The organism is Myxococcus sp. CA040A (genome assembly GCF_013336725.1).
GTDB lineage: Bacteria > Myxococcota > Myxococcia > Myxococcales > Myxococcaceae > Myxococcus > Myxococcus llanfairpwllgwyngyllgogerychwyrndrobwllllantysiliogogogochensis.
Map to the genome: position 1 here is coordinate 323095 of NZ_JABUMR010000010.1, position 22123 is coordinate 345217.

At 69.3% G+C, this 22123-nt stretch carries 17 protein-coding genes; 5 read left to right on the plus strand and 12 right to left on the minus strand.

Annotation, left to right across the window (positions count from 1 at the left end; all coding sequences use genetic code 11):
• Positions 1-35 precede the first annotated feature (35 nt).
• Positions 36-998 carry a hypothetical protein gene (locus tag HUA75_RS38395; RefSeq protein ID WP_174489264.1) on the plus strand — a complete coding sequence of 321 codons (963 nt, stop codon included), beginning with the start codon at positions 36-38 and terminating at the stop codon, positions 996-998.
• Between the two features lies 1 nt (position 999).
• Here HUA75_RS38395 and HUA75_RS38400 read toward each other — a convergent pair whose 3' ends face one another.
• From HUA75_RS38400 to HUA75_RS38410, 3 genes are all read right to left on the minus strand, one after another.
• Entirely contained in the window at positions 1000-4731 is a 3732-nt protein-coding gene (locus HUA75_RS38400) for an ATP-binding protein (RefSeq protein WP_254627990.1), read from the minus strand.
• Positions 4732-4958: 227 nt separating this feature from the next.
• Positions 4959-6029, minus strand: a complete 1071-nt coding sequence (locus HUA75_RS38405; protein WP_141642791.1) for a virulence RhuM family protein — start codon at positions 6027-6029, stop codon at positions 4959-4961.
• 148 nt (positions 6030-6177) lie between these two features.
• The gene (locus tag HUA75_RS38410) at positions 6178-6999 is read right to left on the minus strand and encodes an NAD(P)-dependent oxidoreductase (RefSeq protein WP_141642790.1); all 822 of its coding nucleotides are present in this window, start codon (positions 6997-6999) and stop codon (positions 6178-6180) included.
• A 131-nt stretch (positions 7000-7130) separates the two neighbouring features.
• Between HUA75_RS38410 and HUA75_RS38415 the strand changes: the two genes are divergently transcribed.
• Positions 7131-8111 carry a protocatechuate 3,4-dioxygenase gene (locus HUA75_RS38415; protein WP_254627991.1) on the plus strand — a complete coding sequence of 327 codons (981 nt, stop codon included), beginning with the start codon at positions 7131-7133 and terminating at the stop codon, positions 8109-8111.
• Between the two features lie 24 nt (positions 8112-8135).
• Here the strand turns inward: HUA75_RS38415 and HUA75_RS38420 are convergent, their stop codons facing one another.
• A complete protein-coding gene (locus tag HUA75_RS38420) occupies positions 8136-9026 on the minus strand; it encodes a LysR family transcriptional regulator (RefSeq protein ID WP_174458163.1) in 891 nt (296 codons plus the stop codon).
• A gap of 65 nt (positions 9027-9091) precedes the next feature.
• On the opposite strand from HUA75_RS38420, the gene HUA75_RS38425 reads away from it, so the two are divergent.
• Positions 9092-10048, plus strand: a complete 957-nt coding sequence (locus HUA75_RS38425) for an MBL fold metallo-hydrolase (RefSeq protein ID WP_174489266.1) — start codon at positions 9092-9094, stop codon at positions 10046-10048.
• A gap of 60 nt (positions 10049-10108) precedes the next feature.
• Here the strand turns inward: HUA75_RS38425 and HUA75_RS38430 are convergent, their stop codons facing one another.
• Both HUA75_RS38430 and HUA75_RS38435 read right to left on the minus strand, forming a co-directional pair.
• Positions 10109-11119, minus strand: coding sequence for a PHB depolymerase family esterase (locus HUA75_RS38430; protein ID WP_254627992.1), 1011 nt, complete (start codon positions 11117-11119; stop codon positions 10109-10111).
• 43 nt (positions 11120-11162) lie between these two features.
• A complete protein-coding gene (locus HUA75_RS38435; protein ID WP_141642787.1) occupies positions 11163-11978 on the minus strand; it encodes an alpha/beta fold hydrolase in 816 nt (271 codons plus the stop codon).
• Positions 11979-12050: 72 nt separating this feature from the next.
• Here HUA75_RS38435 and HUA75_RS38440 point away from each other — a divergent pair, with 72 nt between their 5' ends.
• On the plus strand, positions 12051-12695 hold the full coding sequence (locus tag HUA75_RS38440) for a TetR/AcrR family transcriptional regulator (RefSeq protein WP_141642786.1): 645 nt from the start codon (positions 12051-12053) through the stop codon (positions 12693-12695).
• 6 nt (positions 12696-12701) lie between these two features.
• Here the strand turns inward: HUA75_RS38440 and HUA75_RS38445 are convergent, their stop codons facing one another.
• The 6 genes from HUA75_RS38445 to HUA75_RS38470 all read right to left on the minus strand — a co-directional run bounded on the left by HUA75_RS38445 (position 12702) and on the right by HUA75_RS38470 (position 19789).
• A complete protein-coding gene (locus HUA75_RS38445) occupies positions 12702-14276 on the minus strand; it encodes a hypothetical protein (RefSeq protein WP_174489267.1) in 1575 nt (524 codons plus the stop codon).
• A 188-nt stretch (positions 14277-14464) separates the two neighbouring features.
• A complete protein-coding gene (locus tag HUA75_RS38450; protein ID WP_174489268.1) occupies positions 14465-16069 on the minus strand; it encodes a M56 and MltD domain-containing protein in 1605 nt (534 codons plus the stop codon).
• Positions 16066-16464: a BlaI/MecI/CopY family transcriptional regulator gene (locus HUA75_RS38455; RefSeq protein WP_141642783.1), complete on the minus strand. Its 399-nt coding sequence runs from the start codon at positions 16462-16464 to the stop codon at positions 16066-16068. The genes HUA75_RS38450 and HUA75_RS38455 overlap by 4 nt, the downstream gene beginning before the upstream one ends.
• 64 nt (positions 16465-16528) lie before the next feature.
• Positions 16529-16864, minus strand: a complete 336-nt coding sequence (locus HUA75_RS38460; RefSeq protein WP_174489269.1) for a protealysin inhibitor emfourin — start codon at positions 16862-16864, stop codon at positions 16529-16531.
• A 3-nt stretch (positions 16865-16867) separates the two neighbouring features.
• Positions 16868-18010, minus strand: coding sequence for a M4 family metallopeptidase (locus tag HUA75_RS38465; RefSeq protein WP_174489270.1), 1143 nt, complete (start codon positions 18008-18010; stop codon positions 16868-16870).
• A gap of 192 nt (positions 18011-18202) precedes the next feature.
• Positions 18203-19789 carry a bifunctional 3-(3-hydroxy-phenyl)propionate/3-hydroxycinnamic acid hydroxylase gene (locus tag HUA75_RS38470; RefSeq protein WP_174458154.1) on the minus strand — a complete coding sequence of 529 codons (1587 nt, stop codon included), beginning with the start codon at positions 19787-19789 and terminating at the stop codon, positions 18203-18205.
• 249 nt (positions 19790-20038) lie between these two features.
• On the opposite strand from HUA75_RS38470, the gene HUA75_RS38475 reads away from it, so the two are divergent.
• The gene (locus HUA75_RS38475) at positions 20039-22111 is read left to right on the plus strand and encodes a BTAD domain-containing putative transcriptional regulator (protein ID WP_141642779.1); all 2073 of its coding nucleotides are present in this window, start codon (positions 20039-20041) and stop codon (positions 22109-22111) included.
• The last annotated feature ends 12 nt before the right edge of the window (positions 22112-22123 follow it).

The following is a 22123-nucleotide window of genomic DNA, read 5'->3' on the forward strand; positions in this document are numbered from 1 at the left end:
AAGCGTCTCCGGCTCCCTGTCCTGAAGGAAGAACCATGGCCTCCGCGAACAATCCCTCCCAGCTCGGCATCACCCTCTGCGCCGTCTCCTACCTGGGCCAGTTCGACTCGAACTCCAAGCGCTACACCCTGATGAACGAGGCCCTGTCCGCCACCCTCACGGAGGGCTGGCAGGTGACGTGGGGCCCGGCGACGCACGGCGAGGACCTGGTCTACGTCGCCGCCAACACGAGCGGCGACTGCGCGGTGGTGGTGCGCGGCACCCTGTTCGACCGCATCGAGGACCTGCTCCAGGACAAGAACATCAACCCCCAGGAGCCCCTGCCCTTCACCGCGCCGTCGTTTCCCGCCGATGCGGCCATCTCCAAGGGCGCCGTGGAGGTGTGGAAGAACGTCGTGGCCATGTCCTCGTCCGTGGGCTCCGGCGGCGGCGCGCTGCTGACGTTCCTCCAGGGGCTGCCCCAGGGAACGTCGCTGCTCGTCACCGGGCACAGCCTGGGGGGACAGGTGGCCACCGTGCTGGCCGCGTGGCTCCAGGGCGCGCTGACGAACGTGTCCGTGCTCCCCGTCACCTTCGCCGCGCCCACCGCGGGCAATCCCGCCTTCGCCGAGGCCTTCGACGCCGCCTTCCCGGAGGCCCAGCGCTACTACAACGCGCTCGACGTGGTGCCGCGCGCGTGGACCGAGGAAGGGCTGACGTCCATCCTGTCCCTGTACCCCGGCGGCCCCGCGTGCGGCCTGCTGTGCAAGGCGGCCGTCGACGCCGCGCTGAGGACCCTCCGGGACAACGCGCTGACGTACCAGCAGCCCACGACCGGCACGGAGCTGCTCGGAACCGTCTACTCGGTGAGCGGCTTCGGCGCCTTCGAGGACGAGGTCAACGACCAGCACCGCGCCCTCTATTACATGTTCCTGCTCGACATCCCGGTGAGCACCATCCACTCGCTCAACGCCACCTGGGCACCGCCGCCGAGCCAGGCCGCGCGCTCGGCGGGGTGAGTCAATTGGAGCGGGCCGAGTTCAGGCGCTTGAGCAACGAGCCCAGGGTGGCGAAGTCGATGGGCTTCACCAGGTGCGCGTCGAAGCCCGCCTCCTTCGAGCGCTGCCGGTCCGACTCCTGGCCATACCCCGTCACCGCGATGAGCTGGAGGCCCCCGTCCGGACGCTGGGTGCGCAGGTTGCGCGCCAGCTCGTAGCCGTCCATGACGGGCAGGCCGATATCCAGCAGCGCCAGCTCCGGGCGGAAGGACGGCGCCACCTGGAGCGCGCTCGGGCCGTCGTAGGTGACGCGCGTCTCGCAGCCCAGCATGTCCAGGGCCTCGGCGAGTACGTCCGCCGCGTCGCGGTTGTCGTCGACAATCAGCACGCGGTGCGGCATCGGCGCGACCTCCTGCGCCACGACCGCGGAGACCACGCTCGCCTCGGCGGGCAGCGCCTCCAGCGCGGGCAGTCTCACGGTGAAGGTACTGCCCTGTCCCCGGCCATCACTGCTCGCCTGAATGGTGCCGTCGTGCTGGGCCGCCAGGCTCCGGGCAATCGCGAGCCCCAGTCCCAGTCCGCCCTGCGAGCGGTCCAGCTCCTGCCGCTCCTGGAAGAAGAGGTCGAAGATGCGCGGCAGCATCTCCGGGGTGATGCCGCTGCCGTTGTCCTGGACGGAGGCCACCACCTCCGAACCCTCTCGCGTCCCGGTGATGGTGATGCGCCCACCGGGCTCCGTGTACTTCGCCGCGTTCGTCAGGAGGTTGGAGAACACCTGCCCCAGTCGCGTCGCGTCGGCGTCCAGCAACAGGCCATGGCGAGGCAGCTCCACCACCAGGTGGTGGCCGCGCTCCTCCAGGAGTGGACTGGACTGCTCGATGGCCTTCGCCACCACCTCCGCCAGCTCCACGCGCTCACGGCGAAGGACCAGCTTGCCCCGCGTCACGCGGGACACGTCGAGCAGGTCGTCCACCAGTCGCACCAGGTGATGCACCTGTCGCTCGATGACGGTGCGCTCGCGCTCCGCGCCGTCACCGCCGCGCAGCCGCATCAGCTGGAGCGCGGTGAGGATGGGCGCCAGCGGATTGCGCAGCTCATGGCCGAGCATCGCCAGGAACTCGTCCTTGGCGCGGCTGCCCGCCTCCGCCTCGCGGCGCGCGTTGGACAGGTCCGTCACGTCGAAGGCCACGACGACGATGGAGTCCACCCGGCCCTCGTCGTCCAGCATCGGCTGGTAGACGAAGTCGAAGAACACCTCGCGCGGAGGGCCCCCTTCACCGGAGACCATCATCAGTCGCAGCGAACGGCCGATGTATGGCTCGCCCGTGGCGATGACCCTGTCCAGCAGCTCGAAGATGCCCTGGCCCGCCAGCTCCGGCAGCGCCTTCGCGATGGGCTGGCCGACGACGGGGCGGTTGGCGACGAGCCGCAGGTAACCCGCGTTGGCGAACTCGAAGATGTGCTCGGGCCCCTTCAGGATGCAGATGCCCACCGGCGCGTACGTGAAGACGCGCGTCAGGAGCCGGGCATGGGCCTCCTGGATGGACCGCAACCGCGCCTTGGTGAGCTGCGTCTCCACCCGCGCCATCAACTCGCGCGCGGAGAAGGGCTTCACCAGGTAGTCGTCGGCGCCGGCGCGCAGGCCCTCGATGCGAGCCTCCTCACCCGCTCGCGCGGAGAGGACGGTGACGGGCACTCCGCGCGTCCGCTCGTCGGCGCGCAGCTCGCGCAGCAGGCCGAAGCCATCCAGCCCCGGCATCATCACGTCCGTCAGCACCAGGTCCGGAGGTCGGGCGCGCGCGGACTCCAGCGCCGCGAGGCCATCCGCCACCGCCTCCACCTCCCAGGTCCGCGAGAGCAGCGACGTCAGGTACTCGCGCATGTCGGCGTTGTCGTCCGCCAGCAGGATGCGCGCGCCCTTGGCGACGTTCTGCTCCGAGGGGACCTCGGCCCCCAGCTCCAGCGACTCCACCTCCAGCCCGCCTGGCAGCCAGCGCAAGGCCTCGTTCACATAGGGCGCGGCGCCCAGCGCGGTGATGGCCCGTGAGTCGCGAGCACCGACGTGCTCCTTCGGCAGATGGTCCGCGCCGGAGGGGATGCGCAGGGTGAACGTGGTGCCCTTGCCTTCCGTGCTCGTTACGCCGAGCGTGCCGCCATGGAGGCGGACCAGCTCGTGTACGAGCGCCAGGCCGATGCCGGAGCCCTCATGCGTGCGCGCGCGTGCGCCCTGGACGCGGTGGAAGCGCTCGAAGACGCGGGGCAGCTCCTGCTCCGAAATGCCGATGCCCGTGTCGGAGACCTGGAGCTCGACCTGACCGTTCGTCCACCGCTGGGAGATGCGGATGGTCCCCTCGAAGGTGAACTTCAGCGCGTTGGAGAGGAGGTTGAGGACAATCTTCTCCCACATGTCCTGGTCGACGTAGACGTCCTCGGGCAGCGGCGCGCAGTCGACGTCGAAGCGCAGGCCCGCGCGCTCAATCGCGGAGCGGAACGCGCTCGCGAGTCCCGCGGTGAGGGCGGGCAGGTCCACTGGCTCGTAGCGGGCCTGGATGCGCCCCGCCTCCAGACGGGAGAAGTCGAGCAGGGAGTTGACCAGCTTCAAGAGCCGCAGCGAGTTGCGGTGAACCGTCTCCAGCGGCTCGCCGGAGAGGGCGCGTGACGGCGAGGCCAGCGCGTCCTCGGTGGGGCCGAGCATCAGGGTCAACGGCGTGCGGAACTCGTGGCTGACGTTGTTGAAGAAGGCCGTCTTGGAGCGGTCGATGGCCGCGAGGGCCTCGGCGCGCTGACGCTCCTCGTCGTAGGCGCGGGCATTGGCGATGGCCGTCACCACCGGGTCCGCGGTGAGGCGGAAGAGGCCCAGGTAGCGGTCATCCAGGACGCGGCGCGGGCTGACGCCGGCCACCAGGAAGCCATACGGATGCGGCTGCCCGGAGCGCGCCAGCGGCAGCACCACCGCGCGCGACGGCGCCGTTCCCCAGCGGCCCGTGGGGAGGTCCCCGAAGCGCGAGGCCAGGTCGTCGACGAGGACCTCCCGTCCGGTGCGCGCCGCTTCCACGAAGGGCCAGCAGCCGTCGGGGTCCGTCACGCCGTTGAAGGCGCAGTGCGCGGGCTTCGCGGAGCCCGAGTAGCCCTCCATGCCGCTGGAGCCCACGCACCGGACCTCGGTGCCGGCGTCGTCGAGCAGGTAGAGCAGCGTGAAGGGCAGGTCCTGGTCGTAGCCGGAGAAGATGGACGCGGCGGTCTGACAGGCCTCCTCGGCCGTCTTCGCGGCGGCGGAGCTGGTGGCCAGCTCGCCCAGCATCTTGAGCTGGCGGTTGTCCTGCACCTGCTCGGTGGTTTCCTGCACCGTGACGAGGACGCCGCCGACCTGGCCGGCTTCGTCATACACGGGGCTGTACGAGAAGGTGTGGAACGTCTCCTCGATGAAGCCTCGGCTGTTGATGAAGAGCTGGAGGTGTTCGCTCCACGTGGCGGGGCCACCGTTCAGCACGCCTTGGGCCATGGGGCCGACGACGTCCCAGATTTCAGCCCAGACAACGGAGGCGGGAGCGCCGAGCGAGCCAGGGTGCTTCAGGCCGAGCACGGGCCGGTAGCCGTCGTTGTAGATTTGAAGCATCTGCGGTCCCCACCACAGGAGCATGGGGAAGCGGTTGCCCAGGACGACGCCCACCATCGTCCTCAGGCTCGTGGGCCAGCCGGAGAGGGGGCCCAGCGGTGTCGCGGACCAGTCCTTGGAGCGGACCAACTCCGCCATCTCGCCGGCTCCGCCGAGGTGCCCTTCCTGGAATGCCGTGGCTCGCTGTTTGGGGAAGTCCGGCGCGGACATCAGTGCTCGTTCGGAAGAATGGAAGTGACCTGGGCTTCTAGTGTCGCGTCCACAAGCACGCAATCACTGCCGCATGGAGCCTCTTCTCCCGAACATTTTACCGGTGGTCCGCCCACCCCCGGGGCAGGCGGGCTCGCCGCCCGGGAGCAGCCGACTCATGGCTTCTTGCCTCGGCCCCCTGTCCTGGATTCGAGCTGCTTCGTCTTCTCCACGGCCCGGTCGAAGTCGGAAGTCGGCAGGTTCGACTCCAGCTTCCGCTGGTTCTCGCGATACCGGTCGAACTCGGATTCCGCGTGGGCCGTCGCCAGCTCGTGACTGACTTGCCCCGCGTGGGACAGGACGTCCCGCTCGTTGAACTGGAGGAAGCCATCCAGCTTCGCCACCCAGCTCTCCATCGTCATGGGGCGCCGGCGGCGGGCCTGGTCCTCCGCGTAGTCCAGATACATCGTGACGACACGGCTGAGCTCTCGCAGCTCGGGCTCCGTGAGGTAGTTCTTCGCCACCGTGACATCCGCTTTCCGGATGGGTCCTTCGGGAGCGTGCTTCCAGGTCGCGAGTCCCATGTGGGGCTGACTCGCGTCGGCGCGCTCGCGAATCAGCTCCGCGGCGGTGTGCCCATGAATGGCCCAGTGCAGCTTGTTCTGCACCGTCGCATAGAACGTCTGGGTGATATCCGATTGGGCGTCATAGTCGACGCTGCACTGGGCGTAGATGTCGGTCAGCTTCTGATAGAACCGACGCTCCGACGCTCGAATCTCCCGGATTCGCTCCAGGAGTTCGTCGAAGTAGTCCTCTCCCAACGAGGCGGCGGACTGGAGGCGGGCATCGTCGAGCACGAAGCCCTTCACCAGGTACTCGTCCAGCAGGGACGTGGCCCACTGCCGGAACCGCGTCCCCTGGGTGGAGCGGACCCGGTAGCCGACCGCGAGAATCGCGGGCAGGCAGTAGTGCTCCACCAGCCTCGCGACTTCCCGGGTACCCTCCATTTGAACTATCCGGAATTTCCGGAGGGTTGCCGCCGGGTCGAGCTCTCCCTCCTCGTAGATGTTCTGGAGGTGCTCGTTGACGGTTCGCACGTCCTTGCCGAAAAGCTCGGCCAGTTGCTTCTGGGTCAGCCAGACGGTGCCCTCGACGAGCCGCACGTGGACCTTCGAGACACCATCCTCACCCACGTAGACCAGGAACTCTCCCGGACCGGGCCCTCCCTGTTTGGCGTCACCGCTCATCCTGGGGGCTCCTCGCGACACTCGACGTCACACCCTGCTCGGACTCCCACGCCATCTCGCCACCCTCCTCGCCTTGGGCCCTTGCCGGAATACTCAACGCACGGCCCACGCTCCCGAACCGGAAGCATGGGCCGTACCAATCCACCCCTCAGAGGAAGTAGTCGGGGAACAACTCCGCGCCGGGCACGGATTGATACTTGTCGAAGTTCGTCACGCCGTCGGCGCGCAGGACGTCCTCGTCGATGCAGAAGTTGCCGGTGAAGCTCTTGCTCGGCTTGGTGAGGATGGCGTACGCGGCGTCAGCCATGATGTCCGGCGAACGGCTGCCGCGAATCGTCTCCTCACCGCCCAGCAGGTTCTGCACCGCCGCCGTCGCGATGACCGTGCGCGGCCACAGCGCATTCACCGCGATTCCATCCGGGCGCAGCTCGTCCGCCATGCCCAGCACACACATGCTCATCCCGTACTTCGCCATCGTGTACGCGACGTGCGGCGAGAACCAGCGCGCCTCCATGTTCAGCGGCGGCGAGTTGTTGAGGATGTGCGGATTGCTGGAGCGCTTGAGGTGCGGAATACACGCCTGCGAGCAGGCGAACGTTCCGCGCGTGTTGATGCCATGCATCAGGTCATAGCGCTTCATCGGCGTGTCCTCCGTGCCGGTGAGGCTGATGGCGCTCGCGTTGTTGATGAGGATGTCGATGCCGCCGAACGTCTCCACCGCCTTCGCCACCGCCGCGGCAATCTGCTTCTCGTCGCGGATGTCCACCGCGAAGGGGAGCGCCCGACCGCCCGCCTTCTCGATTTCCTCCGCGGCCGTGTAGATGGTGCCCGGCAGCTTGGGGTGCGGCTCCGTCGTCTTCGCGGCGATGACGATGTTGGCGCCGTCGCGCGCCGCCCGGAGGGCCATCGCCTTGCCGATTCCTCGGCTGGCCCCGGTGATGAAAAGCGTCTTCCCCTTGAGTGTCGTCATGCGGCCGGTCTCCGTGGGTGGCACGTAAGGTCTGCTTAAGAACTCCCTGGGTATAGCGATTCTCGGGCCCGAGAACACGGGCGACATGGACCGGACCACCCCACTCGCACCGGCCCAGGAGAGGACTCGCGATGAGCGACCAGGACAGGAAGGACACCCTCACCTCGGTGATGTCCCGCCGAAGGGTGCTGCGCGGCATGGGCCTGACGCTGGCGGCGATACCGCTGGTGCAGGTGCTCGCCTGTGGCGCGGATGACTCGGGCACCCCGGGAACCGGGGGAGACACCGACTCCGGAACGAACACCGACGCGGGCACCACCGCCACCGACTGGGCCACCGGCGGCACCTCGGTGATGGCGGGCACCTACGCCAACCCCTTCACCGACGACGCGGGCACCCCCTGCGCCCTCACCTGCGCGGCCACCCTGGGCCCCTGCTACGCGCGGACGCTGGTCCGCAAGGACATCAGCGAGGGCCACGACGGCCTGCCCGTGCGGCTGGCCTTCCGCGTGCTGAACGAGGCGTGCGAGCCCATCCAGGGCGCCTCCGTCGACATCTGGCACGCCGCGCCGGAGGGCCTCTACTCGGGCGAGGACGCCAGCACCTTCTGCACCTCGGACGACCCGACGGCCACGTCCGCCCGGTGGTTCCGAGGCGTGCAGGTGACGGACGCCGACGGCCGCGCCGACTTCGATACCTGCTTCCCCGGCTGGTACAGCAGCCGCACCGTCCACATCCACTTCACCATTCGCGTGGGCGAGGCGGAGTACGTGACGTCGCAGCTCTTCTTCGACGACGCGCTCAACGACGACGTCATCAACCACCAGCCGCTCTACAACACGCGCGGACCGCGAGACACGACGAACGCCAACGACAACGTCGTGTCCGCCGAGTCCGTGGGCAACTACCTCTTCCAGACCTCGCGTCAGGCGGACGGCGCCATGCTCGCGTGGAAGACGCTCATCATCCGCTCCTCGCTGGACACCGCGCAGTGCCAGATTCCAGGAGGCGGCGGAGGCGGTGGTGGTCCGGGCGGGCCTCCGCCGGGTGGCGACGGAGGCCCCGGTGGCCCTCCGCCGGGTTGGGACGGCGGCATGCCCCCCATGCCTTGAGCCCGCGTCTCCGAGCGCGCGAAGTCAGCGCGACTTCGCGCGCTCCAGCTCCTCCACCAACAGCTCCGACACCTTGCGCACGCGAGGAATCTCCAGGGCCGACTTCGCGCAGATGAGGTGGAGCTGGCTCTTCTTGTAGGGCCCCAGGTCGATGTCGAGCGGCACCAGGTTGCGCTCCCGCTGCTGGCTGAAGCGGTGCGTGACATGGCCCAGCGCAATCGCGCCCACGCCCGCCTCCGCCGCCGCCAGCAGCACCAGGAAGTTGTCCGCGGTGAAGACGGGGGCGAAGTTCGGGATGAGCGACTCAAGCTGGGGATTGGGTGACATCGCCTCGAACGGCGGAGCCCACGCCACCCAGGGCAATTCCTGGAGCGTCGGCCGCTTCGGCAGCGTCGCCTTGAGCGACTTGGAGACGAGGACGGCGGTCTCCACCTCCAGCGTGTACACACGGGTGAGGTCCGCGTTCCTCGTGGACCGCGTGCGCAGCGCGAGGTCCGCCTCCCCGCGCCCCAGGTCCGCGTAGTTCACCGACGACTGAACCTCCAGCCGCAGCCCCGGGTGCTTGCGCGCCACGTGGCCCGCGAAGGGTGCCAGGAAGTCGAAGCTCACGAAGGGGCTCGCCGTCACGCGCACCAGCCCCTGGGGCGAGGAGTCCGCCGACTCGGCGGCGCGCTGGAGCTCTCCGGCCCACTCCGCCATCTTCCTCGCGGGCTGCAGCAGCCGCTCCCCCGCCGACGTCAGCGCCGCGCCGTCCACGCTCCGCCGGAACAGCTTCGCCCCCACCTCGTACTCGAGCGCCGCCAGCCTGCGACTCACCGTCGGCTGGCCGATGCGCAGCCGCTTCGCCGCCGCGCTGAAGCTGCCCGTCTCCGCGATGGCCAGGAACAGCCGCGCGTCATCCCACGGAATATCCATATTTGGATGGCTTCATACCAAAATGGCCATTTTCCATGCACCTGCGCATCGATACCTTGGCGCTCATGAAGAACGTCAAGCGCATCACCCTCTCGGTCCTCGCCGTCCTCGTCCTCGGTGCGGTCATCCTCGGAGTCGTCGGCGTGGCGGCCACGTCGCACCCCCACCAGCGCTCGTCGCTCGGCGCGGCGCGGCCCGCGAATGACCTGCTGGCGGTGCTGGACGAGCCCGGCCCCGTGGAGCTGGAGTCCGTGGCGTCCTCCGACTGGGCCGTGGCGCGCAGCGGCCTCATCAACCTGAATCACCCCACCGCGAAGGCGGCGAAGCTGGAGGACGGGGATGAGCCCATCCAGGTCTTCTTCCACGCGCTGCGCCACCCGACGAAGGGGCTCTTCATCGTCGACACCGGCATCGAGACGGCCCTGCGAGACGCGCCGGAGAAGGCGGCGATGCAAGGCATCGTCGCCAGTGCCATGAAGCTGGAGAAGCTCAAGGTGCACCAGCCGCTGGGCGAGTGGCTGGCGAAGCAGCCCCAGCCCCTGGCCGGCGTGTTCCTCACGCACCTGCACCTGGACCACCTCACCGGCATGGCCGACGTGCCCGCGGGCACCCCCGTCTACACCGGCCCGGGCGAGGCGGAGACCCGCGCCTTCCTCAACGTGCTGATCAAGCCCAACGCGGACCGCGCGCTCGCGGGCAAGGCCGCGCTGTCCGAGTGGACCTACGCCGCCGAGACGGGCGGCCTCTTCGAGGGCGCGGTGGACATCTTCGGGGACGGCTCCGTGTGGGCGCTCTGGGTGCCGGGCCACACGCCGGGCAGCACCGCGTACCTGGTGCGTTCGACGAAGGGCCCCGTGCTGCTCCTGGGCGACGCCAGCCACACCCGCTGGGGCTGGGAGCACGACGTGGAGCCGGGCACCTTCACCGGCGACGCGACGCGCGGCACCGAGAGCTTCAAGAAGCTGCGCGCCTTCGCCGCCGCGCACCCGAACGTCGCGGTGCGCTTCGGCCACCAGCACTGATGTGAAACAGCCCGCGCTCCTCATCGAACAGCGAGGAGCGCGGGTGGAAGTCCCGCGCGGCTACGGCAGGTCGAGCGCGTGCTGCTTGAAGAAGTCCCACATGAACGTGGTGGCGTCGGGGCCGGCCGGGTCGGCGAAGGGGTAGCTCGCATTGCCTCCCGGCCACGCGTGGTCCATGCCGCGAATCTCGTACTTCTGGGCCACCAGCTCACCGCCGTAGACGTAGTCCTTCACGACGTAGGTGCGGCCACCGGGGACGCTCAGGGTCCGCGTGCTCGTCGGCGTGCCCTTGACGCTGTCATTGGCCACGCCGTCATCGCCGTAGTCGCTCGTCTGGAGGAACTGCTTCACGGCCTGCTCGCCGTTGAGGGGATTGACGACGCTGTCCTCGGTGCCGTGCACGACGAGCACCGGCACCGTGCGACGCGGCCGGCCCGAGCAGACCCACGCGTCCTTCCCCTTGTCATCCGGCGAGTAGATGCTGCCGAAGAGCATGGCGAAGGCAGTGCCGGACACCGTGGTGGCCGCCTTGTACATGGCGCCCGCGCCCACCATGCCCGCGGCGAACACGTCCGAGTAGCAGGACATCAGCGTCGTCGTGAGCACGCCGCCCGCGGACACGCCGCCCACGTAGACGCGGCGCGCATCCACCGAGTAGCGCTGCTTCATCAACTCCACCATGCCGACGATGAGCGACGGCTCGCCCGTGCCGCGCTCCTGGTTGTTGCCGAGCATGAAGTTCCAGCACTGCGTCGCGTTCACGAACGTCGCCTGGTTCGGATAGAGGACGAGGAAGCCCTCCGCATCCGCCTTATCGTTCAGGCGCGTCAGTCCCGCGAACTGGTCCGGGTTCTGGAGACAGCCGTGTAGCGCTACCAGCAGGGGGCGCGGTGTCCCCGGTTGGTAGCCCGTGGGGACCCAGAGTTGGTAGCCCCGGGCTCCCCATGCGCCCACATAGTTGCCATGGACCCACGAGCCGGCGTACGCGGGTGCTCCCGTGGAGAGCACCAGCAACACCGTGAGTACAAACAGCGACCGCGAGAGTGCGACACCACGTCGATGCATCGACATCGTCATGCCTCCTGGGTTGTGGAGCTCGGGTTCGCTGCTCGGCTCAGGCGCCGAGCGAGGTGCCGGGTGCATCGCTGTCGACGGCGCGGAGGAAGTCCTCCACGGCGTCGGTGAGCGGACCGGGCTGGTCCAGCGGAGCGGCATGGCCGGAGTCCGCCAACACGTGGAGCCGCGCCTGGGGCAGCAGGTCCACATAGGCCTGCTTCGCGGACAGCGGCGTGTAGTCGCGCTCGGAGTGGAGCACGAGCACCGGACAGGTGACGTCCTTCAGCCGCGCCATGACGCTCCAGCCCAACAACCCACGCGTCGCGCGCAGATAGGCATCCGGGTCATTGGCGGAGAACGTGGCGATGGCGCGCTGACGGAGCACCTCCTGCTCCGGCTTGGGGAACAGCTTGGGCGCCAGCACCTTGGCCAGGGCCTTGGGACCCAGGAAGCGCAGGAGCGTCAGCCGCAGCGCGAAGTCGAACTTGCGGCGCACCGTGCGGGCGACGAGCTCCGGGCCGCTGTTGACGATGACCAGGCTGCGCACCAGGTCCGGCCGGTCCACCGCGAGCTGGAAGCCCATCATCCCGCCCATCGACAGGCCGATGACGTGCACCTGCTTCAGGCCGAGCGCGTCGCAGAGCGCGGCCACATCCCGGGCGAAGAGCGGCACGCCATAGGCACCGGCCGGGCGACCGCTGCGACCGTGGCCCCGCGCATCCGGGACAACGAGTCGGTAACCGTTTACCAACCGTGGCGTTACCAGCTCCCAGTCGACTCCGGAGGAGCCGAGCCCGTGAAGCAGCAACACAGGAATGCCCTGACCCGACTCTTCGTAGTGGAGAGTGAAGCCCTCGAGCTGCAACGTGGACATCCTCGAACTCCAGGCGCGGAAGTAACGTTGGCCCACCCTATCTGAACGAACGTTCGTTTAACAAGAACTCACATGAGCACACCCACTCGCTCTCGGCTCCGCGCCCAGCCGGCGAGCCTCCCGCCGTCAGCTCCGTCAGACGGCACCCGGCGTCGAATCCTGGAGACGGCGCTCCAGCTCTTCGCGAGCCGCGGCTACCACGACACGTCCATCCGCGATTTGGCCAAGGTGCTGGAGCTGCAGCCGAGCGCGCTGTACGCGCACTTCGCCTCGAAGGAGCACGTGCTCGCGGAGCTGGTGCGCATTGGTCATGAGGCGCACCACGAGGCGCTCCAGACGGCGCTGAAGGAATCAGCACCCGAGCCGAGGCAGCAGGTGCGAGCGCTGGTCCGCGCGCACACGCGAACGCATGCGCTGCATCCCCAGCTCGCGGTGGTGGTGAACGAGGAGCTGTACGCGTTGACGCCGGAGCTGGCCGCGCCGGCGGTGGCGCTGCGGGACAAGTCCGCCGCGCTTTTGGCGGAGGTCATCGAGCGCGGGGTGGCGCAGAAGAGCTTCTCGCCGCCCCATCCCCGCGTCACCGCCGCCGCCATCTCCGCGATGGGCGTGCGCCTGCCCTACTGGTACGAGCAAGGCGGCGCGCTCGACGTGGAGACCCTCGCGGAGCTCCACGCGGAGCTGGCGCTGCGCATGCTGGGAGATGGCGCGGCGCGGTGAGACGACTCACGGAGGGGTCGCGTTCGCGGCCTCCACTTCCGTCTGCAACTTCTTCAGCGGCGGCACGCCCCACTTCGCGCGCTCCTCGTCCGAAACCGAGGGGTCGACCGGGACGAGTCGCCACTTCCCGTTCACCTGCTCGCGCTGGGTTCCGTAGCGTTGCGGCTTGCCCTGCTGGGTCAACAGCCGGTCCTCGGCGGCGGCGGTGAGCCAGCGAGCCAGTCCGTCCTTCGGGTCGAGCTCCACGGCCTTGAGCAAGAGCGTGTGCGCGCGCTGGAAGTCCGCCACATCCTTGCCGTGGTGGAAGAGCAGCGCGGCGTGGAAGTAGTCCTTCGCGCTCTGGACCTTGCCCTCCTCCAGGAGCTGGCGAGCGCGGGCCAGGCGCTTCACGTCCCGGGGACCGACCACCGCCCAGTCTATCTTTGACTCATCCTGTCGGTCGTCCTGGTCATCCAGGTAGAGGCCATACAGCTCCGCGTTGGTACCGGGCGGCGCCGCGGCCATCAGGTTCGCCCTCACCTGGGCCATCAGCGGGGCCCAGCGCGCGTCCGCACGCAGCGGGGCGAGGTCCTCGTCGCGCCGGACATGCTGCCAGTTCGAATACCCATGCTTCGCCGCGCGCTGGAGCGCGGTGATGGCCGCGTCCGAGTCCTTGGCCAGGGAGTGGCAGCAGGCCTCGTTGTAGGCGTCGGACGCGGCCATCGAGGAGTCCACCTGGGCCGCATCGGCGAAGTGCTTCGCGCACTGCGCGAACTGCTTCGCGTCATAGGCCGCGTCGCCCTGGGCTCGCAGCGACACCGCCTGGACGTTGATGCCCGCGCCCTGCTTCGACTCCACCGCGGGCAGGGAGGCGGTGATGGCGCCCACGTGGAAGACGCCGTGATAGCCGTTCTCGACAGAGGCCGCGTGTTCGACGAACGGACGCTCGCCCTTGTCCTTCCCCTTCATCGGGTACGCCGAGCACACGGCGTTCTGGCCCATGCAGACCCAGGCACTGCCACTGGTGTAGCTGTTGTTCAGCGACGTCACCGGGAGCTTCGCCTGGGCGAGGTGCCAGCCCATGGGGGTGTAGTTCGCATCCCACGGCGTGCCCTTCTCGAGCCGCACATGGAGGTTGCCCGCGAGCACCAGCGTGAGGTCCTCCGCGCCCTTCGAGAGGGCGGCAAGGAGGTTCTTCGCCATCTCACCGTCCCGGTCCGCGCTCTTCGCGACGTCGAAGGCGACGACGGTGAGCTTCGCGCCGGAGCGACGCAGCTCGCGCAGCCGGCTCAACAACTGGAGCATCGCCTTGCTGCTGCGCCCATCCTGGACATCTCGCATCCAGAACGGACGCAGCAACAAGTCCGCCTGGCTCTTCTGGGCGTCATCCGCCGCCAGGAAGGCGTCAAGCGGGCCCTGCTCCTCCGAGGGAATCTCGAGCCCCACGCGAACCGCCAGCCCCTGGACGGACGCGTGGCACGCGACGTCACCCACGAAGCGAGGCACCTCCTCGGTGCCGTGCATCTCTCCGAAGAGGACCAGCCCACCGGGCTTGAGCAGCGCCTCGAGCCCCCGTGGCGCCTCGCCACATTCAGGCTTCACGCTGCTGGGAGCCGCGCCTCCAGATGACGTGGAAGCACAGGCGGACAATACACAGAACGACCAGGTGGCGAGACAGACTCCAGACACGATGCGGCTTCGCATGTGGACCCCGGGACCAGCGAGAGGGCGCACCTTATAGCGCGCCATATCGAATCCCATGAGGTCCCGCGACACGCGGGCCCGACGCCTCAATCCAACAGGTGCGGATTGCGGACAATGAGCAGTCCGGCCTGCACGGTGGCCACGTAGTCATTGAGGTGGCCGCCCGCGATGAGCGCCGTCACATCGCGGCTGCCGCCCTCGGTCAGTGCCTGGTCCACCTTCTTCTCACCCTGGTTGTACGCCGCGAGCGCCAATCGCCAGTCGCCATAGCGCGCATGCAGGTCAGACAGCAGGGCCGACGCGGCCTGCGTCTCACGCGCCACGTCCAGTCGCTCGTCACGCGCCGCGCTCACTTCCAACCCATAGCGACGCGCGGTCTCCGGGATGAACATCCACACGCCCGCGCCACGCATTCCGGGAGCGAGTGACGGCCGACCATCCGTCTCCGGCATGTTCGTCACCGCCGACTCCACCACCGCCACCGCCAGCAGCCCCTCGGGCAGCCCCTTCGAGCGCAGCGTCGCCGTCAGCGCGGCGCGGTGCGTCCCCAGGTTCTCCAGGGCCCGCTTCATGAACGCGCGGCCCTTGTCGGTGCCGACCAGGCGGTTGAGGTGCTCCACCACCTTCGCATCCACCACGATGGGCAAATCCCCCCGAGGCTGACTCGTCCGGGCGAGCGCCTCCGCATCGGCCTGCGTCACCGCGCGGCCACGCGCCGCGCCTTGCGCCAGGACGGCCACGGGAAGCAACAGCAGGGACAGCGCGGCGAGCAGCGCGGGGACGGCATGGGTGCGGCGGGGACGCGGCTGGAACAGCATGTGGATTCTCCTCTGCGTGGGATGAGACATGCCGGTGGCACCGGCGGGAACGGGCGGAGCGCCCGGGAGACGCAGCGCCGCCTGGAGCAGACAGCGCGCATAGGCCTGGGCCTGGGCACGGCCGCTCGCGACCAACGCCTCGTCACAGGCGAGCTCCTGGAGCGACGCGAGCCATGCCGACAACCCATGCGCCGCCGGATGCCAGAAGAAGGCCCCCGTGAGCACCAGTCGCCCCAGGGCCAGGTGCGTGTCGCGCTGACGGTGGTGCTGAAGCTCATGCAGCACGGTGAGCCGCAACGACTCCGCGTCCTCCAGCAGCGCGGGAGGCACCACCACCCACGCGCACGGACGCTGTCCCCAACGAGGGAACCACGCGGAGAACGCCGGAGTCCCTTCTTCCCCGAGCACCACCACCACGCGCCCCACCGAGCGGACCCGGGGCAGCGCCTCCAGTCGACTCAACAGTCGCCCATGACGCACGAGCGCCCGCCCGATGAAGAGCCCCGCTCCAGACAACCAACCCAGTGACAACAGCATCCAGATGGACGCGGGCACGGAGGCAGTCCCACGAGCCACGGGCACGGAGACATTCGCGCCTCCCGTCCACACCGTGGAGGGAAGCCGCTCCGCCTGTCGCGCCACCGAGCGCTCGAACGTGAATAGCGGCCCCGCGGGAGACAGTGCCCGCGCGCCCATCGCCAGGAGCGGCAACAGGAGCACCAGGGCCAGCGCCCCGCGCCCCACCCGCAGCGCCTGCCTCGCGGACAGCGGCCATCCCAGCCGCGTCAGGAGCGCCAGCGCCCCCCATGCGAGCAGCAACGCCACCGGCAGCAGCAACGCCACCGCGAGATAGAAGGACACGAGGCCGCTCACGACCTGCCCGCCTTGCCCTTCAGCAGCTTGCGGATCTGCTCCACCTCGTCGGGCGCCAGCGGCACTGCCTCCACCAGTCGCGCCACGAGCGCGGACGGGGTTCCATCGAAGACGGTGTCCACCAGGTGGCGCAGGCTCTGCGCCTCATACGTCTCGCGCGGCAGCGTGGCCGAGTACAGGTGTCCCCGCCCCTGCTTGCGGCTCACCACCACGCCCTTCTGCTCCAGGATGCGCAGCACGGTGGAGACGGACGTGTACGCCAGCGCGCGCTCCGCTGGCAGCGCGGCCAGCACGTCCGCCACGCTCACCTCGCCCTGCTTCCACACGATGTGCATCAGCTCGAGCTCCACCGGCGTCAACGGCCGGGGCGCCTCGGGCTCGGGTTGTCTGGCCATGGGTGTCCTCCGTGGCCAGCATTACTACTAAGACCTTAGTTCTTCGTCAACTAAGCCCTTAGTTCTAGTGTCCACCGCGTCGGCGCGTGGCGCGCTTCACCAGGGACAGCAGCTCGCGCAGGTGGGGGTCCTCCACGGGCTCCACCAGCTTCACGGAGTGTCGCCGCGTCCCCTCCTCCACGGTGAGGGTGTACTGGCGCTGGTCGGCGCCTCTCGGGCGGGAGCCCTCCACCACGGACGGCAGCTCATGGAAGCGCGCGTCGCGCAGCCCGTGTTCAATCGCCTCCGCCTGCTCGGCGGGAAGCTCGCCCAGCGCCACGCTCCTCGGGCGGGCGAGCCCCGGGAAGGCGGCGAGCCCTCCCTCCTGCGAGAGCTGGATGCGAACGCTGTCACGCGACACGGCTCAGGCTCCCGGCTGGACGCCACCACCACCCGGCCCCCACTGAGGGATGGACACCCTGTCGCGCGAGACGCGGATGCCCACCTCTTCCCAGGCCTCCTTCACGGCCGCCTCTTCGTCGCCCGCGCCGTACAGCCGGGTGGCGGCCATGACGGTGATGCGCGCGAAGTCGGAGAAGTTCGTGTCCGGCATGATGCGCGGGTCCCTCATGGACTCGTACCAGATGCGTCCCGCGCGCTCCCACGCGCTGCCTCCCAGACTCATGGCCGTCAGGCAGAACGCCCGGTTGGGGATGCCTGAGTTGATGTGCACCCCGCCGTTGTCCTCCCACGTGTTCACGTAGTCGCGCATGTGTCCGGGCTGCGGGTCCTTGCCCAGCACGTCGTCGTCGAAGGCCGTCCCGGGCTCCTTCATGGACCGCAGGGCCGTGCCCTCCACCTCCTCCGCCAGCAGCCCCGCTCCGATGAGCCAGTCCGCCTGGTCCACCGTCTGGCCGAGCAGCCGCTGCTTCACCAGGGAGCCGAAGACATCCGACATCGACTCGTTCAGCGCGCCCGCCTGCCGGAAGTACCACAGCGGCCCTTCATCCTCCGTGACGCCGTGGGCGAGCTCGTGCGCGATGACATCCAGGGCGATGGTGAAGCGATTGAACAACTCACCATCCCCATCGCCGAACACCATGCGGCGCCCGTCCCAGAAGGCGTTGTCGTAGTCCCGCCCGTAATGGACATACGCCTGCAAGGGCATTCCATCCCCGTCGATGGAGTTGCGCCCGAGGATTTCCCAGAAGAAGTCATACGTGGCGCCCAGGCCCTCGAAGGCTTCATCGGCCGCGGTGTCTCCACACGGCCCCTGCCCCTCCGAGCGCACCAGCGTCCCGGGGAAGGCCTCCTCGCCCTTCAAGTCGTAGATGCTCCGCTGTCGCTGGGACTCCACCATCATCGCCGGCATCCGGCGGACCGATGACGTGGAGGCGGCCACCCGACCTCCCGCGAAGCGCAGCGCCCGGAAGGTGCTGTCCGTGGCCACGGTGTGCAGGGCCTTCACGCGCTGCTGCGGCGTGCCGTTCTCCGCGATGGAGCGCAGGAGATACGGAGGCAGGATGCAATGAATGGAATGAATGTGCCGCGTGCCGCGCGTCGTCATCGAGGTCCCCCCTCATGAGCGTCTCAGCCCTGAAGGTAGGGACCTCGGCGTCGCGTCGAGCACTCGAGCACCGACTGTCTTCCCGTGCTCCCACGCCCTGCCTGCGACGCGCGTCGCGCCACACCGCGCCCTCGTGGGACGGGGGGCCCGCGCACCCCTCGGGTATCCACGAGGCACGCGGGCGAGGGGCCGTCACACCCCCAGCGCGTCGCGCAGCTCCGGCAGGCGCTCCGCCTTCACCGCGCCGAAGACGAAGCGGTCCGGCCGTAGCACCACCACGTCCGAGTCATGGCGCGAGAACCAGTCGCCCAGCTTCCCGGTGATGTCCTCCACCGCGGGGACCTCGCTCCCGTCCGCGCCCGACGACTGGACGGCGAGCAGCCGCGCACCCAGGGCCTCCGCCAGCCCGCGCGCCGCCGCCACCTGCGCGGAGGGAGCGTTGGCCCGGCACAACACCGCGAAGTCGTTGCCGATGGCGTCGTCCAGCAGCACCTCCTTGCCGGACTGCAACCGCACCTTGGGCTGGATGAAGTACGTGCCCTCCGCCGACTCCGGGGCGTGCCCGCCGCCCAGGTAGTAGCCGCGTTCGTGCATCGGCGGCTGCTTGAACTCGAAGCCCTGGATGAAGCGGCGCACCCGGGGGATGCGCTGCAGCGCGCGCATCACCATGTCGCGCGCACCCGCCACCCAGCGGTTGCGAGCGAGGAAGAGATGGCCCACTCGCACGCACAGCTTCTGCACCGCCTCCACGTGCGGGCGACGCTCCTCCTCGTAGGTGTCCAGGAGCGACGCCGGCGCCAGGCCCCGGACGACGCGCTGAATCTTCCACGCGAGGTTGGACGCGTCGCGCATGCCGGACACCAGCCCCTGACCCATGAAGGGCGGCATGGTGTGCGCCGCGTCCCCCAGCAGGAAGACGTTGCCGTCCCGCCAGCGCGCCGCGTTGAGGCAGTGGAACGTGTAGACCTGCGCGCGCTCCACGTGGACACGCTCGGGGTCGATGTAGGGCGCCAGGAGCTTCTTGATGGTCTCCGGCCGCTCCATCTCCTCGCGCGTCTCGCCCGGCATCAGCATGAACTCCCACCGGAACTGGCCCACCGCGCCCGTCGCGACGAAGGCGGGGCGCTTGGGGTCGCACACGAAGCGGCACAGCTCCGGCGCGTCACCCTCCACCGAGCCGGACACCGCCAGCCAGGGCTCCCCGTAGGCCCGCCCCGACATCTTGATGCCCAGCGCCTTGCGCACGCCGCTGCGCGCGCCGTCGCACGCCAGCAAGTAACGCCCGCGCACCGTGCGCGTCTCGCCCGTCTGCAAGAGCTGGTAGCGCACCGTCACGCCCGCCGCGTCCTGCTCCAGGCTCTCCACGCTCGCGCCCACCTGGAGCTTCACGTGGGGGAAGCGCCCCATGCCCTCGCGCAGCACCCCCTCCACCTTCGGCTGGTGGAAGAACCACAGCGGCGAGTAGCCGAAGCCGAAATCCGCCGAGCCGGTGTGCACCTCCGCGAAGCGCTTGCCCGTCTCACCCACGTATTCGGCGAACCGGTTCTCCCGCATGTCCTTCTGCAGTTCGGCGCCCAGGCCCGTGGACTGGTAGATGCGCAACGCCTCGTCATCGCAGGAGAAGGCGCGCGGCTGTCCATGCGGCGCCAGGTCCTGCTCCAGCACCAGCGTCCGCACGCCCAGGGAGCCCAGCAGATTGCATGTCAGGGCTCCCACGGGACCGCAGCCGCTGATGATGACATCAACCTCCATGTCGGCCTGCTGCTTGTCACAAACCATGAGAGCCCCCGGTCCATTCAGTCTGGAGCAATCAATAACGAATGAGGTGTGACCAGGGTGTGACCGCACGAAAGGTTTCGCAACGTCGTCCGTTCGTGACGGCGAGCTGCCGTGTCCTGGAAATTCGAGAGGGAAAGCAGGCGGTACCTCGGACCCTGCCTGGGGTCATCCCTACCCGTGAGGGAGCATCGGGTGCGACGTGTTACGTTACGCGAAACGCGCTCTCTCATTCTTGGAACTCCGGAGGCCATGGCAGGCGACGACGCGGTGAAGACGCAAGTCTTTCATCTGGAGCTGCTCGGCGAAGCGCGCCTGCGGCACGACGGCGCACACCTGCCCCTGGAGCGCCGCACCGCCGCGGTGCTGGCATGGTTGGCATTGGAAGGCCCGCACCCGAAGTACCGTCTCGCGGGCCTGTTGTGGGCCGAGTCCAGCGAAGTCACCGCCCGAAACAACATGCGACAGCTCTTGCGCCGGCTGCGTCTGTCCACGGGCGCGGAGCTGGTGCAGGGCGGGGATGTGCTGTCGCTGGTGGAAGGCATCACCATTGACGCCTCTCAACTCCAGGCCCATGCCCTGGCCGGGCGCCACGCGCGCGTGCTGGAGCAGGAGGGCGTGCTGCTGGCCGCGCTGGAGTTCGACGACTGCCCGGAGTTCCAGGCGTGGCTGGAGAGCGCGCGGGAGCGGCTGGACAAGCTGCGCCGGCGGGCCGCGTCCGCGGAGTCGGAGGCCCGCGAGCGCGCGGGGGACCTGTCCGGCGCGCTCGTGCTGGCGGAGAAGCTGCTGGGCATGGACCCGTATTCGGAGGAGGCGTGGCGCAGGCTGATGCGGCTGCACTACGTGTCCGGAGACCGGATGGCCGCGCTCAACGCCTTCGAGCGCTGTCGTCGCCTGCTGCGCGAGGAGTTGGACACGCAGCCCCTGCCGCAGACGGTGGCGCTGGCGCGGGAAATCGAGCGGGGCCCCACCGCGTCCCACGCCCCGCGCGCGCTGGCGGCGAAGCTGCCCCTGTCCGTGCTGCGTCCGCCCGTGCTGGTGGGGCGCGAGCGGGAGTGGGCGCGGATGGAGGAGGCCTGGGCGGCGGGGCTGACCATCTTCCTCAGCGGCGAACCCGGGGTGGGCAAGACGCGGCTGGCGCATGACTTCGCCGCCTCGCGAGGCAACCACCTCATCCTGGAGTCGCGCCCCGGGGAGATGCACGTGGCCTACTCCACGCACGTGCGGCTGTTGCGACAGATTCTGGCCCGGCGTCCGGACCCCAAGCTGGAGCCGTGGGTGCGCCGCGAGCTGGCGCGGCTGATGCCAGACCTGGCCGGCTCGGAGGGACTGCCTTCGCCCATGGTGGACGAGGCGGACCGCAGCCGCTTCCTGGAAGCCAACTGTCAGGTTGTCTACCAATTGTGCGCCGGGCTGGACGCCATCGTCGCGGATGACTTGCAGTACATGGACGCGGCCACCGCGGAGTTCGCCCTGCTCATGTTGTCGCGTCGCCACGACACGCAGCCCGGTGGCTCCTTCCCCCACTTCGTGGACACCTTCCGCAAGGGCGAGCTGTCGCCAGTGGCCGTCGCCTGCATCCAGCAACTGGTGGAGGCGGGGCTCGCCATCGTCATCGAGCTGGAGCCCCTGGAGACGGACGCGGTGGGCTCGCTGCTGGGGAGCCTGGAGCTGGCGGGCGCGGAGGGCCTGACGGACAACGTGATGCGTTACACGGGCGGCAATCCCCTGTTCATCATGGAGGCGCTGCGCCACCTGCTGGAGTCGGGCGGACTGGAGCGGGGCTGGCCCGAACACATCCACCCCTCCGGCCGGGGCCGGGACTTGATTCAACAGCGATTGGAGCGGCTGTCTCCCCAGGCGCTTCAAGTCGCCCGGCTGGCGGCGCTCGCGAAGACGTCCTTCGAGCTGGAGCTGGCCGTCGAAGTCCTGGAGATGACGCCGCTGACGCTCGCCGCGCACGTCTCCGAGCTGGAGGCGGCGCACATCCTGCGCGGAGAGCGCTTCACCCATGACCTGCTCTTCGAGGTGGTGCGGGAGACGATTCCCCCGTCGCTGATTCCCCTGCTCCATCGCAGGCTGGCCAGCGCGCTGGAGCAGCGCAAGGCCGCCCCCGTCGTCGTCGCGCAGCACTGGCTGGAGGGCAAGGAGCCGGAGCGCGCCGCGCCCTACCTCGTCGCCGCCGCCAACGCGGAGGCCTCCGCCTTCCGACACATGGAGGCCGCGCTGCTGTACTTCCGCGCCGCCACCGCGCTGGAGGAAGCCGGCGCCTTCGAGGAAGCCGCCCGTGTCAGGGCCCGCGCCCGGGGCATCCCCAGCGCCTGAGCTCCCCCGCCG

Excerpts from the sequence above, each read along its gene's own strand:
- HUA75_RS38465 (WP_174489270.1), bottom strand. The coding sequence starts at position 18,010 with ATGACGACGCGCGGCACGCGGCACATTCATTCCATTCATTGCATCCTG.
- HUA75_RS38420 (WP_174458163.1), bottom strand. The coding sequence starts at position 9,026 with ATGGATATTCCGTGGGATGACGCGCGGCTGTTCCTGGCCATCGCGGAG.
- HUA75_RS38400 (WP_254627990.1), bottom strand. The coding sequence starts at position 4,731 with ATGGCGGAGTTGGTCCGCTCCAAGGACTGGTCCGCGACACCGCTGGGC.
- HUA75_RS38405 (WP_141642791.1), bottom strand. The coding sequence starts at position 6,029 with ATGAGCGGTGACGCCAAACAGGGAGGGCCCGGTCCGGGAGAGTTCCTG.
- HUA75_RS38395 (WP_174489264.1), top strand. The coding sequence starts at position 36 with ATGGCCTCCGCGAACAATCCCTCCCAGCTCGGCATCACCCTCTGCGCC.
- HUA75_RS38415 (WP_254627991.1), top strand. The coding sequence starts at position 7,131 with ATGAGCGACCAGGACAGGAAGGACACCCTCACCTCGGTGATGTCCCGC.
- HUA75_RS38475 (WP_141642779.1), top strand. The coding sequence starts at position 20,039 with ATGGCAGGCGACGACGCGGTGAAGACGCAAGTCTTTCATCTGGAGCTG.
- HUA75_RS38430 (WP_254627992.1), bottom strand. The coding sequence starts at position 11,119 with ATGTCGATGCATCGACGTGGTGTCGCACTCTCGCGGTCGCTGTTTGTA.
- HUA75_RS38410 (WP_141642790.1), bottom strand. The coding sequence starts at position 6,999 with ATGACGACACTCAAGGGGAAGACGCTTTTCATCACCGGGGCCAGCCGA.
- HUA75_RS38455 (WP_141642783.1), bottom strand. The coding sequence starts at position 16,464 with ATGGCCAGACAACCCGAGCCCGAGGCGCCCCGGCCGTTGACGCCGGTG.
- HUA75_RS38470 (WP_174458154.1), bottom strand. The coding sequence starts at position 19,789 with ATGGTTTGTGACAAGCAGCAGGCCGACATGGAGGTTGATGTCATCATC.
- HUA75_RS38440 (WP_141642786.1), top strand. The coding sequence starts at position 12,051 with ATGAGCACACCCACTCGCTCTCGGCTCCGCGCCCAGCCGGCGAGCCTC.
- HUA75_RS38425 (WP_174489266.1), top strand. The coding sequence starts at position 9,092 with ATGAAGAACGTCAAGCGCATCACCCTCTCGGTCCTCGCCGTCCTCGTC.
- HUA75_RS38435 (WP_141642787.1), bottom strand. The coding sequence starts at position 11,978 with ATGTCCACGTTGCAGCTCGAGGGCTTCACTCTCCACTACGAAGAGTCG.